At 63.7% G+C, this 15,264-nt stretch carries 10 protein-coding genes and 1 tRNA gene; 6 read left to right on the top strand and 5 right to left on the bottom strand.

Annotation, left to right across the window (positions count from 1 at the left end; translation table 11 throughout):
- The 3 genes from BUB78_RS16925 to BUB78_RS16910 all read right to left on the bottom strand — a co-directional run.
- The coding region (locus BUB78_RS16925; protein WP_139279388.1) for a transposase at positions 1–508 on the bottom strand (508 nt) is incomplete at its 3' end.
- A 750-nt stretch (positions 509–1,258) separates the two neighbouring features.
- A tRNA-Gln gene (locus BUB78_RS16915) sits at positions 1,259–1,333 on the bottom strand.
- Between the two features lie 132 nt (positions 1,334–1,465).
- Positions 1,466–1,960, bottom strand: a complete 495-nt coding sequence (locus BUB78_RS16910) for an SH3 domain-containing protein (RefSeq protein WP_073200109.1) — start codon at positions 1,958–1,960, stop codon at positions 1,466–1,468.
- A 112-nt stretch (positions 1,961–2,072) separates the two neighbouring features.
- Between BUB78_RS16910 and BUB78_RS16905 the strand changes: the two genes are divergently transcribed.
- The 3 genes from BUB78_RS16905 to ggt all read left to right on the top strand — a co-directional run bounded on the left by BUB78_RS16905 (position 2,073) and on the right by ggt (position 6,045).
- Positions 2,073–3,059, top strand: a complete 987-nt coding sequence (locus BUB78_RS16905; RefSeq protein ID WP_073200113.1) for a 2-hydroxyacid dehydrogenase — start codon at positions 2,073–2,075, stop codon at positions 3,057–3,059.
- Positions 3,060–3,122: 63 nt separating this feature from the next.
- Complete coding sequence (locus tag BUB78_RS16900) at positions 3,123–4,238, top strand: THUMP domain-containing class I SAM-dependent RNA methyltransferase (protein ID WP_073200107.1); 1,116 nt, start codon at positions 3,123–3,125, stop codon at positions 4,236–4,238.
- Positions 4,239–4,257: 19 nt separating this feature from the next.
- Positions 4,258–6,045, top strand: a complete 1,788-nt coding sequence (ggt, locus tag BUB78_RS16895) for a gamma-glutamyltransferase (protein WP_073200104.1) — start codon at positions 4,258–4,260, stop codon at positions 6,043–6,045.
- A gap of 63 nt (positions 6,046–6,108) precedes the next feature.
- Here the strand turns inward: ggt and cueR are convergent, their stop codons facing one another.
- Positions 6,109–6,495: a Cu(I)-responsive transcriptional regulator gene (cueR, locus tag BUB78_RS16890; RefSeq protein ID WP_073200102.1), complete on the bottom strand. Its 387-nt coding sequence runs from the start codon at positions 6,493–6,495 to the stop codon at positions 6,109–6,111.
- On the bottom strand, positions 6,492–8,954 hold the full coding sequence (locus tag BUB78_RS16885) for a heavy metal translocating P-type ATPase (protein WP_073200100.1): 2,463 nt from the start codon (positions 8,952–8,954) through the stop codon (positions 6,492–6,494). The genes cueR and BUB78_RS16885 overlap by 4 nt, the downstream gene beginning before the upstream one ends.
- Before the next feature lie 451 nt (positions 8,955–9,405).
- Here BUB78_RS16885 and BUB78_RS16880 point away from each other — a divergent pair, with 451 nt between their 5' ends.
- The 3 genes from BUB78_RS16880 to BUB78_RS16870 are packed head-to-tail and all read left to right on the top strand — an operon-like array spanning position 9,406 to position 15,192.
- On the top strand, positions 9,406–11,319 hold the full coding sequence (locus tag BUB78_RS16880) for an RND family efflux transporter (RefSeq protein WP_084732929.1): 1,914 nt from the start codon (positions 9,406–9,408) through the stop codon (positions 11,317–11,319).
- Position 11,320: 1 nt separating this feature from the next.
- Positions 11,321–13,474, top strand: a complete 2,154-nt coding sequence (locus BUB78_RS16875) for a zinc metalloprotease (RefSeq protein WP_073200096.1) — start codon at positions 11,321–11,323, stop codon at positions 13,472–13,474.
- Positions 13,471–15,192, top strand: a complete 1,722-nt coding sequence (locus tag BUB78_RS16870; protein ID WP_073200094.1) for a preprotein translocase subunit SecA — start codon at positions 13,471–13,473, stop codon at positions 15,190–15,192. The genes BUB78_RS16875 and BUB78_RS16870 overlap by 4 nt, the downstream gene beginning before the upstream one ends.
- Positions 15,193–15,264: the final 72 nt, after the last annotated feature.

Below are 15,264 nucleotides of genomic sequence, written 5' to 3'. Positions count from 1 at the left end.
CCTCGCGGGCCGCCCAATCCTCGGGATTGCTCGAGTTCTGTTTTCGGACGTCGGCGCTGATCAGGCTGGCATCAACCGCGAAGCCCTGACCGCCAACCAAGCCTTCTTTCATGCAACGCGCAACCGTCGTCTCGAACACATGGCGCAGCAGATCGCTTTCGCGGAACCGGCCATGACGGTTCTTCGAAAAGCTTGAATGATCAGGGATGCGGTCCGTCAGATCGAGCCGACAAAACCAGCGGCAAGCGAGGTTTAGATGCACCTCCTCGCAAAGCCGTCGCTCAGATCGGATGCCAAAGCAATATCCGATCAAAAGCATGCGGATCAGAAGTTCTGGGTCAATGGAAGGACGACCGGTGTGACTATAGAAGTCAGCCAAATGCGTGCGGAGATCAGTCAGATCAACGAACCGATCAATTGACCGCACCAAGTGATTTTGGGGAACGTGATCCTCTAGCGAGAACTCGTAGAACAAAGCTGCCTGCGACTCTTGCCTCGGTCCCATCATCCCCAATCCTCCCGTTCGCTGAGAGAATTGAATCAGCAGATTATACCTCGATCAAGGACGAGTTTTTCAACGAAATCGGCTCGAAGCCGCCGTTCGCTGCAAAGGTTATGAAGGTCCGGTTTGGGACGCAAGTGCTCTTAGGCCCCGGGCCCTGTTCCCCTGCAATCTCAGGCGGCAAGTACCCCTCCCAGACCTCCCCCACCAAGGCCTTTACCTCAGGGTGCTCTGACCACCGGTGTACGTCTAGGGGTCTGGAATGTCGGGGGTCATCTATCTTCGCCATTCGGGGGCCTTAACGCACTGGGGGGTATTCCTGCAGCAGGAAAGGCCAAGACCTTGGGTAATACAAGGCCTTACCTAGGGTTCCTATTAAGGTTCCCTTCCTAGGGTCTCCTCCTCTTCCTTCTTATCCATTACTTATACCTATTATAGGGAAGGTATGCCGACTTCGCTTCGGCGCGCTTCAACTCGACAATAAGCCAGTCACCCGTTGTGCGCTCGCGCGCGAGAATGTCGATCCGCCGCGAGGTGAGGCCCCCGTCAACTGGGAATCTGGATGCGTCTTGGGTTTGTTGAGTGTGAGGTCCAATTTCGACGCAGCCACTGCCGCCACAATTTGCCTGCCGGTCATTCCGAGTCGTCTGTCGACCTTTGTGCTTGCATAGTGCCGGATGAGAGTTCTGGAGAAGTGTTCCGGAGTCTAAAATCTCTTCCGGACTAAGTATTTGAATTTCATGAAAAAATGGTTGCTGGCTGGGGTGGTAGGATTCGAACCTACGATCTCCTGTACCAAAAACAGTTGCCCTACCGCTAGGCCACACCCCAATCGTGTCGCGGTAATTACTCTGGACCTTGGCGCGGTTCAAGAGCGGAAGGCAAAAAAAACGTGTCGAACTGTCGAATGTTGTCCATGTGTTTGATAGTAAAGGAAAAACAACCTGAAAAATCAGGTTGATCCTATTCAAACACCTCACCGGCGTCCACGCCCCAGAGCGCCGATTTGGGCGCCCAGCCGTCATATCCGGCGGCTGAAATCTCGCACCAGTCGGGCCCACATTCTTCGAGTCGGGCAATCACGCCACTTTCAAGCCGTGCTGCGACCATCGCGCCGGGCTCGGGCTTGGCCAGAAGATCCAGCATGTCCTGCTCGACAATCGCGGTGCGCACGCCTGACAAAAGGGTGTAATGCACCCAGCCCCCGGCGCCGTCACGATCGCGCACACGGCGCCAATGGCCATGCTCTGCGGTGATCTCAAGCGGCATGTCGCGGTGCTTGAACACCCAGTCGATCCGATGGGTCAGGCTTGGACCGCGCCGCACATTGCCCTCGGACGCCTTCATCGACACAAAGCGTGGCAGTGGCAGGTTGGTGACGGGGCCGCGCTCCTGGGCGGCCCCCGCCATTGGCAGTGACAGCACCAGCGCCGTGAAGGCGGCAATACCTGATTTCATGGTCTTTATCCGATTTATGCTCGACAATGCGCACGGGGTTCTTGTGCCCCGCTCGTTCCTGCGTCACTCTGGCAGCAACGCGCTTGAATTGCAAAGCACAAGGAGGGTCTTGATGCCATCTACACGCCTGAGTGTTGTCGTAACGCGACGCTTGCCGGAACCTGTTGAAAAACGGATGAGCGAGCTTTTCGACCTTACGTTGCCGGAACGCGACGAACCGATGACGCGTGCCGACCTTATCAAGGCGGTGAAAGAGGCCGATGTTCTGGTGCCGACGTTAAGCGACAAGATTGATGCGGGGGTGATTGCGCAGGCCGGTGATCGGCTAAAGCTTATTGCGAATTATGGCGCGGGGGTGGATCATATCGACGTTCATACCGCGCGCCAGCATGGCATTCTTGTGTCAAACACGCCCGGTGTTTCCGCCGATGATACGGCTGATATGACGCTCGCGCTTATCCTCTGTGTGACCCGGCGTTTGCCCGAGGGGCTTGCCCGGATGCAGGCCGGCGAATGGCAGGGCTGGTCGCCCAATGCCCTGCTTGGCGGGCGCGTTGCCGGGCGCCGTCTTGGCATTCTCGGCATGGGCCGGATCGGTCAGGCGGTGGCGCGGCGCGCGGCGGCCTTTGGCATGCAGATTCATTATCACAACCGCCGCCGTCTGCGCCCTGAGATCGAACAGGAGCTTGGCGCGACCTATTGGGAAAGCCTTGACCAGATGGTCGCGCGGATGGATGTGATCAGCGTGAATTGCCCGCATACGCCCTCGACCTTTCACCTGATGAACGCGCGGCGTCTCAAGCTGATGAAGCCGGACGCGGTGATCGTGAACACCAGCCGTGGCGAAGTGATCGACGAAAACGCCCTCACCCGGATGTTGCGGTCGGGCGAAATCGCCGGGGCCGGGCTGGATGTCTATGAGCATGGCGCCGAAATCAACCCGCGCCTGCGCGAGCTTAAGAACGTGGTTCTCTTGCCGCACATGGGCTCGGCCACGCTTGAGGGGCGCATCGAGATGGGCGAAAAGGTTCTGGTCAATATCAAGACCTTTGATGACGGTCACCGCCCGCCCGATCAGGTTGTGCCCGCCATGCTTTGACCGGGTGCGGGGCGGCCCGCGTGACCGCTCGCATCTTGCCGTGAATGGCCCTATGAGGGTGCGATGAGCACAGCCCAGCCCTTTGAGATCTTTCTCGCCGCCCCGCCCGGACTTGAGGCCGCATTGGCCGCAGAGACCGCCGAAAAGGGCTTTGGCCCCACCACCCAGCATCCGGGTGGCCTTAGTTTCATGGGCGACTGGCCCGATGTGCAGCGTGCCAATCTCGAATTGCGCGGTGCCGGGCGGGTGCTGGCGCGGATCGGATCGTTTCGCGCCTTTCACCTCGCGCAGCTTGATAAGCGATCACGCAAATTCGACTGGGCGGCGTTTTTGCGCCCCGATGTGCCCCTGCGGGTCGAGGTGATCTGTCGCAAGTCGAAAATCTATCACGCCGGGGCCGCCAGCGAGCGGATCAAGCGCGCGATTTCCGAGACCCTTGGTGCGCCGCTGGATGATGCGGCCCCGCTGCGCCTTATGGCGCGGATTGAGGATGATCTTGTCACCTTCAGCCTTGATACCTCGGGCGAGCCTTTGCATCGGCGCGGCTATAAAGAGGCGGTGGGCAAGGCCCCGATGCGCGAAACGCTGGCCTCGTTGTTCCTGCGCGAATGTGGCTATGACGGGAGCGAGCCGGTGGTCGATCCGATGTGTGGTTCCGGCACCTTTCCGATCGAGGCGGCAGAGATGGCGCTTGGTCTGTTGCCGGGGCGCGCGCGCCATTTCGCGTTTCAGGACATGGCCGGATATGACGCGGAGGCCTGGGAGGCGATGCGCGCCGGTGGAGCGCCGCGCGACACAGCCCTGCGCTTTTACGGGTTTGACCGCGATGCGGGTGCTGTGCGCATGGCCACGGCCAATGCCGCGCGCGCGGGCGTCGATCACATCACAGAGTTCACCTGTCAGCCGATCAGCGCGCTTTTGCCCCCCGAGGGGCCGCGCGGCCTTGTGGTGGTGAACCCGCCCTACGGCGCGCGGATCGGCAATCGCAAGCTTTTGTTCGGGCTTTACGGCGCCTTGGGCGAGGTATTGCGCACGCAGTTTCGCGGCTGGCGCGTCGGGCTCGTGACAAGCGACGCGGGCCTTGCGCGCGCGACCGAACTACCGTTTCTGCCGGATGCGACCTCGGTGGCGCATGGCGGGATCAAGATCACGCTGCACCGCACGGGGGTGCTTCGCTAAACCGAAAATGGGGGCAATCATGCGCTTGAAGATGTTGGTGACGGGGATGGTTTTGGCGTTGGCCCTTGGGCCCGCGCAGGCGCAACAGGCCGCCGATGCGATTGCCCCGGAAGGGGCCGCCGCAGGCTTGGCACAACTCACGCCCTGGCTGGCCGCTTCGCGCGCGTTTAAAGACGCCGGACAACCGGTCGAGGCCGAAAACTGGATGATCGCCGCCGCCAATCCGCTTGCGGTGGATGCCGGTGCGCGGGTGCTGGCCCAAGGCGGAACCGCCGCCGATGCCATGGTCGCGGTGCAGGCGGTTCTCGGGTTGGTCGAGCCGCAAAGCTCGGGCCTTGGCGGCGGAGCGTTTCTGGTCTGGCATGACGGGGCGAGCGGCAAGATCACCACGCTTGACGGGCGCGAGACCGCGCCGTTGGCGGCGACACCCAAGCTGTTTCTCGACGAGAGCGGTCAGCCGCTCAAGTTCTTTGATGCGGTGGTTGGCGGGCGCTCAGTCGGCGCACCGGGCACGCCGGCCCTGATGGCCGAGGCGCATGCCCGCTGGGGGCGCGCCGACTGGCCGGGGCTTTTTGACGAGGCGATCACGCTGGCGCAAGACGGTTTTGCCGTCAGCCCGCGCTTGGCCGCCCTGATTGCGGGCGGCGCCGAGCGCTTGTCGCGGTTCGAGGACACGCGCGATTATTTTCTGCCCGGCGGTGTGCCGCTGCGCGCGGGGCAGGTCTTGCGCAACCCCGAGTATGCCGACACGCTCCGGCTGTTGGCGACGACGGGCGCGCGCGGATTTTACACCGGCGAGATGGCGCTTGATATCGCCGAGCGGGTTCAGCGATCGGGCAAAAGCTCGGGCGTGCTGGCCCCGATTGACCTTGCGATCTACCGGGTCAAGGAGCGCGCTGCGGTCTGTGCGCCCTATCGCGGGTATGAGGTGTGCGGCATGGGGCCGCCGTCCTCTGGCGCGGTGGCCGTGGGGCAGATCCTCGGCCTGCTTGAGGGCTATGACCTTGCCGGGCTTGGCGCGCAGAACCCCGAGGCCTGGCGGCTTATCGGCGATGCCAGCCGCCTCGCCTTTGCCGACCGGGGCAGGTATCTGGCCGATAGCGATTTCGTGCCGGTGCCGGTCAAGGGCCTGCTGGCGAGCGGCTATCTCGCTGAGCGCGCCAAGCTGCTTGGCGGCGATGATGCGCTACCTGAGGTGAGCCCCGGCACGCCCGAGTTCGATCACGCGCTCAACTGGGGCGATGACCACGCGATCGAGCTTCCCTCGACCTCGCATATTTCGATCTATGACCGCTATGGCAACGCGCTCTCGATGACGACGACGATTGAAAACGGCTTTGGGTCGCGCCTGATGGTGGGGGGATTTCTGCTCAACAACGAACTCACGGATTTCTCCTTTGCGACCCATGACAAGGGCCTGCCCATCGCCAACCGGGTTGAACCGGGCAAGCGGCCGCGTTCGTCGATGGCGCCTACGATCCTGCGCAAGGATGGCAAACCGGTGCTGATTATCGGAAGCCCTGGCGGCAGCCGGATCATCGCCTATGTCACCAAAAGCATCATTGCCTGGGTCGACTGGGGCATGGATGTGCAAGCCGCCGTAAGCCTGCCGCATCTTGTGAACCGTTTTGGCAGTTATGACCTTGAGGCGGGCACATCGGCGGGCGCATTGGCCGACCCGCTTGGCGAGATGGGATACGAGGTAAGCCTGCGCGATCTGACATCGGGTCTGCACGTGATCGAGGTGGGCGACACCCTGCTTGGCGGGGCCGATCCGCGCCGCGAGGGGCTGGCTTATGGCGAGTAGCGCCTAGAGCATGTTGCTCAAAAGTGGGAACCGGTTTTGAGCTTCTCGAACATGCGACACTCTCTAGTCCTGTGCAAGGTCGCGCAGGATCGGGCAATCGGGGCGATTGTCCCCGGCGCATTCACGCACCAGATGGCGCAGCGTGGCCTGCATGGATTGAAGCTGGGCTATTTTCTCGTCGATATGGGCAAGATGCTCTTGCGCGAGGCGTTTCACATCGGCGCTATTGCGGTCCTGATCCTCGTAAAGCGCCATCAGGGTGCGGCAATCCTCGATCGAAAAGCCAAGCGTCCGGGCGCGCCCGAGAAAGGCAAGCTTGTGGGTGTCGGCGTCTTGAAAAACGCGATAGCCGTTGGTGTCGCGCGCCGGGCGGATAAGGCCGATATCCTCGTAATAGCGGATGGTCTTGGGCGGCAAACCGGTGCGCTTGGAAACGTCAGAGATATTCATGCCGGGCCGCCTTTCATCGCGGGCGCAACCCGGCGCAGGCGCAGCGCGTTCGACAGCACAAAGACCGAGCTAAGCGCCATCGCCCCCGCCGCCAGCATCGGCGAGAGCATCAGCCCCGTGAGCGGGAAAAGTGCGCCCGCCGCCACCGGGATAAGCGCAGCGTTATAGGCAAAGGCCCAGAACAGGTTCTGGCGGATATTGCGCAGGGTGCGGCGCGACAGATCAAGCGCGTTGACCACGCCGACAAGATCGCCCGACATCAACACCACATCGGCCGCCTCGATGGCCACATCGGTGCCGGTGCCCACGGCGATGCCGACATCGGCATGGGCAAGGGCCGGGGCATCATTGATCCCGTCGCCGACAAAGGCCAGCTTGCCAAAGCGGTCGCTGAGGGCGCTCAGCGCCTTGACCTTGCCCTCGGGCAGAACCTCGGCCTCGACATGATCAATGCCAAGATCGCGGGCAATTGCCTCGGCGGTGCTCTGGCTGTCGCCGGTGATCATCGCCACCTTGACGCCCTTCGCATGCAGCGCGTCGATCACCGCGCGGCTTGTGGGTTTGAGCGCATCGGCAATCCCGAGAATGGCGACAAGGCGGGCGTCAACGGCAACATAAACCGCGCTTTGGCCCTTGTCGGCGAGGGTCTTGGCGGCGTGATCAAGCGCGCCTGTGTCAATCCCCTCGCGCAGCATCAGGCGATGCGCGCCGATCAGCAGGTCATGGCCCTCGACCTGGGCGGAAATGCCATGTCCGGGCATGGCTTTGAAAGCGCTCACCTTGGGCAGGCTCAGGTCGCGGCGGGTGGCCTCACCCTCGATCGCGCGGGCGATGGGATGCTCGGATTTGCCCTGCGCGGCGGCGGCAAGGCGCAGGATATCGTCGCCATCCTCATCCGGCAGGGTTTCAATAGTGGTAATGCCGGGCTTGCCGATGGTCAGCGTGCCGGTCTTGTCAAAGGCGATGATGCGCACCTCGTCCAGCCGTTGCAGCGCCTCGCCCTTGCGAAACAGCACGCCGATCTCTGCGGCGCGCCCGGTGCCCACCATGATCGAGGTCGGCGTTGCCAATCCCATCGCGCAGGGACAGGCGATGATCAGCACCGACACCCCCGCCACAAGCGCATGGGTCAGCACCGGCACCGGTCCGAACATGAGCCAGCCCGCCACGGCGACAAGCGCGATAGCCATCACCACGGGGACGAAAATCCGCACGACCTGATCGGCGAGGGCCTGCACCGGAAGCTTGGCGCCCTGCGCCTGTTCCACCATCTCGATAATGCGCGCCAGAACAGTGTCGCTGCCGACCGCCGTGGCGCGATAGCTCAGCGCGCCGTCGCCATTGATCGTGCCGCCGACAAGCCGGTCACCGATGGTTTTGGCGACCGGCGCAGGTTCGCCGGTGATCATCGCCTCGTCGATGTATGACCTGCCGTCGATCACCTCGCCGTCAAGCGCCACGCGCTCGCCGGGGCGCAGGTGGATAAGATCGCCCACCGCCACCTGATCAAGCGGCAGCTCGGTGATCTTGCCCTTGCGTTCGACGCGGGCGGTCTCGGGCTGCAGCGCGATCAGCTTCTGGATCGCGGCGCCGGTGCGCCCCTTGGCGCGCGCCTCTAGCCAGCGACCCAGCAGGATCAGGGTAACGATCACGGCGGCGGCCTCGAAATAGACGGCGCGGCTGGCGTCGGGCAGAACGCCGGGTGCCACAAGCGCCAGCGTCGAATAGGCCCAGGCCGCCGAGGCGCCAAGTGCCACAAGGCTGTTCATGTCCGGCGCGGCCTTAAGCAGCGCGGGAACGCCAAGGCGGAAGAACTGCCGCCCCGGCCAGATGAGCACAAGCGAGGTTAGAATGAATTGCACGCCCCAGGAGGCGGTCGTGCCGATGGTGCCCGCAATCAGCGCGGCCATGCCGGGGATTACGTGGCTGCCCATTTCAAGCAGGAAGACCGGCAGGGTCAGCGCGGCGGCAATCAGGGTCTGGCGGCGGGCATGGTCGGCCTCGGCAGCGCGGCGCGCGGCCTGATCATCGCTCGCGGCGTCCTTGGGGCGGGCGGGATATCCGGCCTCGGTCACGGCGCTGGCGAGGCGGTTGGCATCGGTGCTGCCAGGCAAATAGCGCACCTGCGCTGTCTCACTCGCAAGATTGACCGAGGCCGACAGAACCGCAGGCACCGCCAAAAGCGCGCGCTCGACGCGGCCCACGCAGGATGCGCAGGTCATGCCGGTGACGGTGAGGGTCACGGTCTCTTCGCGGGCGGGGTAATTGGCGGCGCTGAGGGCCTCGGCAATGGCGGCGGCATCCGCGCCGTCAAGATGCATCTGCGCGCGGCCGGTGGCGAAATTGACCGTGACGTCGATGACCCCGTCAACAGACGACAGGGCCCGTTCGGCGCGCCCGGCGCAACCGGCGCAACTTAGCCCCTGAACGTCGATCCTGATCTTGGTGCTGGCGGTCATGCGGGTATCCTGCCTTTCTATGTCTGAGGCATAGATAGGGCTTCCAGTTACTGGAAGGTCAAGGGGGCGCGCGAAAATATCGCCAGACCTCAGGCTGATCTCCACTCATCCGGCGCAATGCAGAACATGCGCAGGCGGGAATTGAGGGTGGGTAACGGCAGCCCAAGAAAGGGCGGGCCATGGCGCGTTCGGAGATAGGCTTTGACCCTAAAACCACCCGCGTCGAACACCCCAAACGGCGATTTCATGACATTGGAAATGTCGGGTAAATTCCTTGGTTATAATAACTGGTGAATTCCGCCAGACTGTGATTTTGTATGGGGGCTGTCTGATGGGGCGGCCCCTATTTTATTATGTGCATTCGTAGTGACGATTTGGCCTGTGACAGGCGCGGCAAGACCCCAATCAGAACAGCGAAACCTGGCGAATGGACGCCTAAGGGAGACGCGCAATGGATGGAGACTCGACCCAAGGCCGAGCCGTGCCAGGTGACGGCGCCGTCGCCTCGAAGGCGGCTGCGGCGGGCGCCGTGGTTGATCAGGCGCTTTGGTCGTATCTGCGCCCCGGCAACGATCTTTCAGATTTCGGCAAGGCCTGGCTTGCGCTGCAATGCCAGATCATCGACGGGGTCACGGCCGCCGCCCTGGTGATGCCCGACCCCGATGCCGGCGAGCGCTTCGTGCCGGTGGCGGTCTGGCCCGATGCGGGCGATCTTGATGACCATCTCGCAGCCACCACCGAACATGCCATGGCCGAACAGCGTGGCGTCTTGCGCGAGTTGCCCGGTGGCGGCGGCATGGTGTCGCTGGCCTATCCGTTCCTGCTTGAAGGGCGCGTGATCGGGGCGGTCACCCTGCGCATGCCCAACCGCGACAGCGCCGGGATGCGCCGGATCATGCGGCAATTGCAATGGGGTGCGGGCTGGATCGAGCTTTTGGACCGGCGCGGCGCCGTGCGCGATATCGCCGCCGAACGTGATCGCGGGCAGGCGGCGCTTGACGTGGTCGTGACCCTGCTTGAGGCGAAGGATCACAAATCCGCCGCCATGGCCGTCGCCACAAGCACCGCCGCCCTTCTGGATATGCAGCGGGTGAGCATCGGCCTGCTCAAGGGGCGCAAGCTCAAGGTGGTGGCGCTGTCGCATACCGCCGAGCTTGGCGCGCAATTGCATCTGGCGGGGGCGTTGCGCCGCGCGATGCTTGAATCGCTGGATCAGGGCGCGCCGATCCTGCGCAGCGCGGCGCGCGACGAAGAAGACGGCGAGCCCGCCTTCGTGTCGCGCGCGCATGGTGACTTGCTCAGTGCTCAGGGCGCGATGTCGGCCTTTACCCTGCCGCTGACCGATGCCGACGATCAGGTGATCGGCGCGATCCTTCTGGAACATCGCGATATCGACGGCATCCCGGCGCCGGTGCGCGACCGCGCCCGCGCGATTGCCGCGCTTGTCGGGCCGATCCTGCATCAAAAGCGTCTCAATGACCGCTCCTGGCCGATGCGGGCCCTGCTTTGGCTGGGCGGGCTTTTCGCGGCGGTGCTTGGCCCGGCGCGGCTTGGGCTGAAGCTGATCGTGCTGGCGCTTGCCGCCGCCGTTTATTTCTTTTCGACCGCCACCACTGCCTTTGAGGTGACCGCAGATGCGCGCCTTGAAGGTCAGGTGCAGCGGATCATTTCGGCGCCCTTTGACGGCTATCTTGTGGATCAGGCCGTGCGCCCCGGTGACCGGGTGGCCGAGGGGGCCATTCTGGCCCAGCTTGATGATCGCGATATTCGGCTGCAGCTCTTGTCGACCGAGGCACAGCTGCGTCAGCGCCTTGTGGAGATGAACGCGGCCGTGGCCGAAGGGCGGCGCACCGATCAGGCGCTTCTGGATGCCCAGATCGCCCAGGTCGAGGCCGAGCGTGACCTGTTGCGCGAACAGATCGCGCGCACGGTTTTGCGCGCGCCCTTTGCCGGGGTGATCGTTTCGGGCGACCGCACCCAGCAACTTGGCGCGGCGGTCAGCCGTGGGGAAGAGCTGTTCGTGGTGGCGCCGCTTGATGATTACCGTCTGCGCCTTGCGGTGGCCGAGGGGGATATCGCCGAAATCGCCCCTGATCAGGCGGGGCAGGTGCGCTTTGCCGCGCGCCCGGATGACACCTTTGGCTTTACGGTCAACCGGATCATGTCGGTGGCCGAGGTCGACCAAGGCCTGAACCGCTTTGCCGTCGAGGGCGCGATTGCGCCGGACGGCGACCGTCAGGGCGTGCTTTTGCCCGGCATGGAAGGTGTCGCGCGGATTGGTGTCGACGAGCGCCTGTTGATCCGGGTCTGGACACAGGACGCGCTTGACTGGCTGCGGCTTGCCCTCTGGCGGTGGATGCCCTGATATGGCAGCTCCTAGCGCAAATCCGTTTTCTTCGGTCTGGCCCAAGATCGCCCAGCTTCGCCCGGCGCTGCGCTCGCATGCCGAGATTTACCGCCAGCATTTTCGCGGCGGTCTCTGGTATCTGATCGAAGATCGCGCCGGCGGGCGGTTTTTCCGGTTCTCGCCCGAGGCCTATGCGATTATCGGCTTGATGGACGGGCACCGCACCATGGCCCAGATTTATGCCATTGCGCAGGATCGTCTTGGCGCCGACCTTCCGCCGCAGGACGAGATTATCCAGCTTTTGTCGCAACTGCATGTGGCCGGGGTTCTGACCACCGATACCCTTCCGGACCTTGAGGAAATAAGCGAACGCGCGCGCACCACCAAGCGGCGCAAGCTGATGCAGTCGTTTCGCAACCCGCTTGGCATCCGCATTCCCCTGCTGCCGATTGACGGGTTCATTTCCGCGACCATGCCGCTTGTGCGGCCGCTGTTTACCTGGGTCGGGCTGATCCTATGGGTGGGGCTGGTGGCGTCGGGGGTGGTGTCGGCCGGTATCCACTGGCAGGACCTGACCAGCGATATCACCGACCGGGTGCTGTCGACGCAGGGTATTGCCCTGTTGCTGATCGCCTATCCTCTGGTCAAGGCGCTCCACGAGCTTGGCCATGGCTATGCGGTGAAAAACTGGGGCGGGCAGGTGCGCGAGGTGGGCATCATGCTTTTGGTGTTCATGCCGGTGCCCTATGTCGATGCCTCTGCTGCCACCGGGTTTCCGTCGAAATGGCAGCGCATTGTCGTAAGTTCGGCCGGGATCATGGTCGAGCTGGCGCTGGCCGCCACCGCGATGCTGTTCTGGTCCGAGATGGAGCCGGGGCCGATCCGTGCCCTGTTGTTCAATATCATGCTGATCGGCGGGGTTTCGACGCTCTTGTTCAACGGCAATCCGCTGTTGCGCTTTGATGGCTATTACATCTTTACCGACCTGATTGAGGTGCCCAATCTTGGCCAGCGTTCGAACGGCTATCTGACCTATCTGGTGCGGCGCTATCTGTTTGGGCTGTCGCATATAAGCAGCCCCGTCACCGCCCCCGGCGAGCGGCGGTGGCTGGCGAGCTATGCCATTCTGGCGTTTCTTTACCGGATGATGATCATGATCGTGATCGCGCTTTTCGTGGCGGGAAAGTTCTTTTTTCTAGGCATCGCACTTGCGATCTGGAGCGTCTCGCTAACGATCCTGCTGCCGATCTACAAAGCCATTCGCTATCTGCTCAGTTCGCCCGAGCTTGAGGCGCGGCGCGGCCACGCGCTTTGGGGAAGTGCGGCACTTCTGGCTTTGATCGCGGGGCCGCTGGTGGTCTGGCCGCTGCCTGACGCTACGCTGGCGCAGGGGGTGATCTGGATGCCGGGCGAAACCCGCGTTGTGGCGCAAAGCGGGGGTTGGCTGCGCAAGCTGGACGCGCGACCGCGTGACATTGGCGAGGCGGGCACCGTTCTGGCGGAATTGGAAAATCCGCTGATCGACATGCGCGAAAACGTGGTTCGGGCCGAAATGCGCGAGGCGCGGGTGCGCCTGTCGGCAAGTGGCGCGGCCGACCCGGTGCGCGCCAGCATCGAAGAGGCGCGCATGGATCTGGCGGCCGGCGAATTGGCGCGGATTGCCGAACGGCGCAGCGGGCTGACGGTGCATGCCGCCCATGGCGGGCGATTCGAGCCGGTTCTCGGCGCCGATCTTGAAGGGCGCTATATCCCGCAGGGCGAGCTTTTGGGCTATCTGCTTCAGCCCAGGGGATGGGTCGTGCGCGCCGCCATTCCGCAGGCACGGATTGACCGGGTCAACGGCGAAACAGAGGCGATCGACCTGCGGTTTTCAACCTCGATAGATCGCGTTCATCGCGCCCGTCTTATTGCGCAGACACCGCGCGCCACCCATCAGTTGCCCAGTGCCGCCCTCGGAAGCATGGGCGGCGGACCGATTGCCATTCACCCTGCCTCAAGCGGGATGCAGGCGCTTGAAAGCGTGTTTCTGGTCGATTTGATGGTCGACGACGACATCGATGCGCGCTTTTTCGGGGAACGCGTCTATGTGCGCTTTGATCATGGCCGTGCGCCGCTTGCGCAACAGGCCTGGCGGATCGGGCGGCAGGTGTTTCTGGATCGGTTCGGGCTTTGAGCACGGCGCAAGCACCGGATCGCGGGCGTCTTGCGGCGCACCCCGCCCCTGCGCGTCAAAGAAAGACCGAAGGGTCGCCGCTTGATCAATTCGGGGCCCGGCTTTGGGTCCGGCTCTGGCCGGTCTGGCGGCCGGTGGCGCACCTTGGGCTCTGGCTTGTGGCGCTACGCGCGCGCGCCCTGAGCGATTCCGGCCCGCGCGGGGGCGAGGTGGCCTGCCTTGCACGGGCGGTCATCGCGGCGCAGGGGCGGTTTCGCCTCTCCGAGATGTGCCGCGCCCTTGCCATGGCGCGGGGCTGGGCAGTGGCCGAGCGTGATCCGCAGCGCCGCAAGAAATTGATTTTGCTCGCGGGTTTGATCCTTGCGCAACGCCCGAGCGGGGTGCGGATTTCCCTAGCGCATGGCGGAGATATTGCGCAGGAGGGCGCGCGTCTTGCGCCTGCTTTTGCGCGGCTTGGTGTACCGCTGGCGGTGATCGAGGATGGCACGCCGCTTGACGAGCGCCAAAAACGGCTGATCGCGCGCGCCACCCTGTGCAGCCTCAAGAGCCTTGGGCATGACTACCTGCGCGACGCGATCCTGCTCGGCGAGGGGGCTTCGGGATTGCGGCTTGCGACGCGGGATTTGCGGGGCAAGACGCGTGTCGGCGGGGGCTGGCGACGCAATCCGGCGGTTTTGCTGGCCGATCTTGACCGTGCCCTTTTGGATGATGCGCGCCTGCCGATGACGGCGGGCGGTGCGCGTGATCAGCTTTTCACCGCGACCGAGGCGCGGGCCGCGCTTGACCTGGCGCGCAGTCTTCAGGAGGGCGAGGATTTTCGCCTCGGCCCCCCCGGTCAGCCGCCGACCCTCTCGGCGCTTGGGCGCAAAAGGCTTGCCGCGGCCCCGGCTCAGGCGCGCGGCCTGTCGGATGATCCGACGCGCCGGACGTATCTTGTGACGCTGGCGGTGATGGCGCTGCACGGCGTGAAACGCGGGCGCGATTATGTGCTGGGTCAGGGGGTGATCGAGATCATCGACCCGGAAACCGGGCAGCCTGCGCCGGGGCGCAACTGGGGCAGTGGCGTGCAGCAGATGATCGAGGCGCTGGAACGCGTGCCAATGACGCCGGTGCAACGCTCGCTGGCGCAGATCTCGGTGCCGGGTGTGCTTGCGGCCGTGCCACTGTTGGGTGGCGTGGCGAGCGACCTGGATAATGCCGGGCGCGAATTGCACCTGCGCTATGGTTTGCGGCCCTGGCCGGGGCGCGCGCCGGTGGCGCCGGGGCCGATTGTGTTTTGCCGTGATCGTGCCGCGCAAGAGGCACGGATTGACGCTCTTTTGGCCGAGGGTGCGGTTGTGGTTTCAGACAGTCCCGAGCGGCCCGATGTCCTGCGGATCGAGACCGCTCTGGCGGGGATTTCACCTGTGCCGGATCGTATCGTTCTGGCCGATGTGGCCGAGACCGCGCGCCTGCCGCGGGCGTTGTCGGATCGCAACGGCGGTTGCCCGGTCAGTCAGATAATATGCTTTCACGAATCACCTTTTGCCGGGCGCCTCGGGCCGCGTATCTTGTTAATACTATGGTCTGTTTCCCCGCTCCGACAGCTGCGCGCGCGGCTTTATCTGGTGGCGTATCAAAACAAAATGGCGCGTCAGTTTGCCAAGCAGCGCGCCGCTCAAGTCGATGTGGAAGCAAGAAGGAAGCGGATTTTGGCGTTTTCGGGGCGGGGCATCTGATCAGGACGAAACCGCGCGACCATTGTTTCCAACATTCAACTTTTTTTATTGCCGATACCGTGTATGGTCGAG

Origin of the sequence: Roseovarius marisflavi (assembly GCF_900142625.1) — a bacterium.
Lineage (GTDB): Bacteria > Pseudomonadota > Alphaproteobacteria > Rhodobacterales > Rhodobacteraceae > Roseovarius > Roseovarius marisflavi.
Note: the sequence above shows the minus strand (reverse complement) of the source record. Positions and strands in the feature narration are given on the sequence as shown.